Source organism: Pseudomonas sp. FSL W5-0203 (assembly GCF_001896155.1).
GTDB lineage: Bacteria > Pseudomonadota > Gammaproteobacteria > Pseudomonadales > Pseudomonadaceae > Aquipseudomonas > Aquipseudomonas paracarnis.
Genome location: NZ_MPOR01000087.1, coordinates 1 through 2,817, shown reverse-complemented (window position 1 = coordinate 2,817; position 2,817 = coordinate 1). Strand labels below are relative to the sequence as shown.

Below are 2,817 nucleotides of genomic sequence, written 5' to 3'. Positions count from 1 at the left end.
GCGCTATCACCAGGCGGTGACGTTGTACGCCACGCGGCCTCTGGATGTCATGACCCTTGGCATGCTGCCAGGCGTTGCAGGTATCGAGGCGGGGCCTGAACCTTTCAGCGTACGGGTGCTGGCGCGCACTGGAGCGGTGATATTACCGGCTATCAATTCGCTGATTGTGAGTGGTGGCTGGGATGTACCACGGCAGGAAGTCGAACGCGGTTCTCTGAATGAAGTACTCCGTCTACTCACTCGGGAGTACTGCGCTTTGAGGACGTTATGGTCACTGTTCAAATTGTTACTGAAGACTGCACGGCTAGATCGTCTAGAACATCCGTATGAGGTGACCAAAGACTTCAAGGCTAGCGGCGAACGCTACCTGATTGCGGTGCGGCTTCAAGGGCCTGCGCGCTCGGCATTCAGCGAGACGCCTGAAGCGAATGCCACGTCTAAACACATCAACGTAGTGGTCGTGACGCACACCGATGCGCTAAGCGCCAACGTGTTGGCCGATGTGCAGGGGCGCGGTGAGAATACGCTAACATTGCCCTGGGCTTATGGTGCTCAATGCGCTAGACAGCCGTCAGGCTCGGATGCATTGATCAGCCCACACACCAGAGGGCGCTATTCACGGATCTTCACTGCGATCAGCGTAGTCGGCGGGCTGTTGGTATTACCAGCCAATGCCCTGGCAGGCTGCGTGGTGAGTGGCAACAAAATTGTGCCGTCGGTTTCGGATGTGCCCAATGACAGCGGAGGGATGATCTCGTCCGTTTGGCACTCGGCGACCATGTCGCTTATCTGTACGAATATGTCCCGAGGTACCTATACGAATACGATGGGGGCTACTGGCCTGCCTGCCGGAGCATCCATTGAGTTTGATGGCGCGTCCTACAACCTCTACCAGACGGGCGAGAGTGACGTGTTTTATTTTGGGACTTCTTCTGTCGATGGCGGGACAGAGCACGGCTTGAGTTCCAACGTCTACCAAACCACTAAAGTGTCTTTTGCCACGGATTTTACGATGCGTTCGACAGTCAAAGTAAGGTTTTACAGCCCCAAAAAGAGCATGACCTCAGGCCTGCGCACCATCAATACATTGGACGTCATCACAGGCAAAATTGCCCATGAGAACTACAGCGGCGCCTGGACGATGCGCACTGATGAATTCACATTCGTGGCTAAAGGTACTTCCTGCACTTTAACCACGCCGGCCACGATCAAGCTCAAGCAAGTGAGCATTGTGGATATGCCTTCAATCGGCTCCAGCATCGCTGGCGGTGCGTTTGTACTGGGCCTGAAGTGCAACATGGACGTACCTACTTTCCAAGTGAGTTATGGCATGGCGGACGTGTACAACCCGTCGAACCTGTCTTCCTATCTGAGCTTAGCCGATGAGCCCGCCAAAGCTTCGGGTATTGCATTACAAGTGTTGAATGGGACGAACGCCATCAGTTTCGCCCCTTCAGCCACTACCGTAATTGGCAACTTGAGAAGCGGCACGATCAGTCATCCCATGACCGTGCAATACATTCGGACCGGCAAAAACGCGACGCCTGGAAAAGCCAATGCGGCGGTCTCTGTGACCTTTACTTATGACTGAGTGCTTTCTGGACGATCCCTCAGGTTTTTTGGAGGCTGTGGCATTCGTTGCTTCGGAAGATGCAGGTTGGATTACCGATGAGCTCATGGTAATTGCCACAGGCCGGCATTAAACCTGGGCGGCACGCTCACGCAAATAATGGCGCGGCGCCATGGCATGCTTGAAAGCGGCGTTGAACGCGCTTTCTGATTCGTAAAAGGCAGTAATGTAAGGCGGCAGAATACTCCGGCGGCACCGGCGCTGCTGTCAGATAACTCGCGCATGCTTAAGGATATTTCAGACTTTTCTTTGAACGGTTTGGCGGAGTTGTTTGCAGTTTTCCCTCTTGATACGTGTATCAACGTGCCAGATCATGTTATAACGGTCAAATAACCCCGGACACGACATTAGGTTTTGTCCCTCGGCCCGGGCTGGCGTTAGCTGTCCAGGCGCGTGGTTTGCCGCTGGGCACCAGCCATCTGCAACAGCTTTTCCTGACAGTCGTGCCCCGCCAGTTGCCTCGCTGCTGTTTCAGTTGTCGAGCAGCGCATCGAGTTGTATTTCAGCTGCCCGTAAGGAACTGATACTGGTCATTAGTTCGTCCTCACGCTGGTTTAATGCGAGCTCACGGATAACTAACTGCTGTTCGCGCTGTTCGAGTTCGCGTTGACGCTCATCCAGTTGTACATACTTGCCCAGCAATATTTCCTTATGGTTGGTAATGCTGGCGACAAGTGATTTCAGGTTCGCGTCAATTTTGGACGAAGTGGTCTGTACGTCGCATGTCTTTACCGACTCACCCGCAAAACTGCTCGTCACGCGTGTTTCCGTAGGTGCGCAATTGCCATTCTGCTGTGATTGCAGGGGCAGGGGGATGGCCTTGGATTGTGGGTCGTAATGTAAGAGGTTCATGAGCCACGCGTCACTGATTTTCAAGCTGTAATGCGTGTCTACAGAGCTGCACTCAATGACGCTGTCGGACAGGTCCATCAACGCATAAGTATCTTCGGTTTGTCTTGGGTCACTCGCGCACGCATCGCGCAAAACATCTTTGAGTACTTGAGCTGCCGTCGTAAGTGTCTCGGGCGGAGCATCGCGCATGCGCAGCCTCTGATCCTCACCTTCAAGATACGTCAGGTAAATCCTTACCAGTTCATCGCCCGATTTTTCATTAAGGCTATAAACCAGGAACTGCTGGTTGAGACTGGTCGCGGTGAAACCGCACAGGACCACGGCGTTGAGCAATT

General features: G+C 53.7%; 2 protein-coding genes. One reads left to right on the top strand and one right to left on the bottom strand.

The window, feature by feature from the left end; all coding sequences use genetic code 11:
- The coding region (locus tag BOP96_RS29325) for a fimbrial protein (RefSeq protein ID WP_153266386.1) at positions 1–1,591 on the top strand (1,591 nt) is incomplete at its 5' end.
- Between the two features lie 510 nt (positions 1,592–2,101).
- Here BOP96_RS29325 and BOP96_RS30230 read toward each other — a convergent pair.
- Positions 2,102–2,817 (bottom strand): hypothetical protein (locus BOP96_RS30230; RefSeq protein WP_175563024.1); only part of this gene is annotated, 716 nt, incomplete at its 5' end.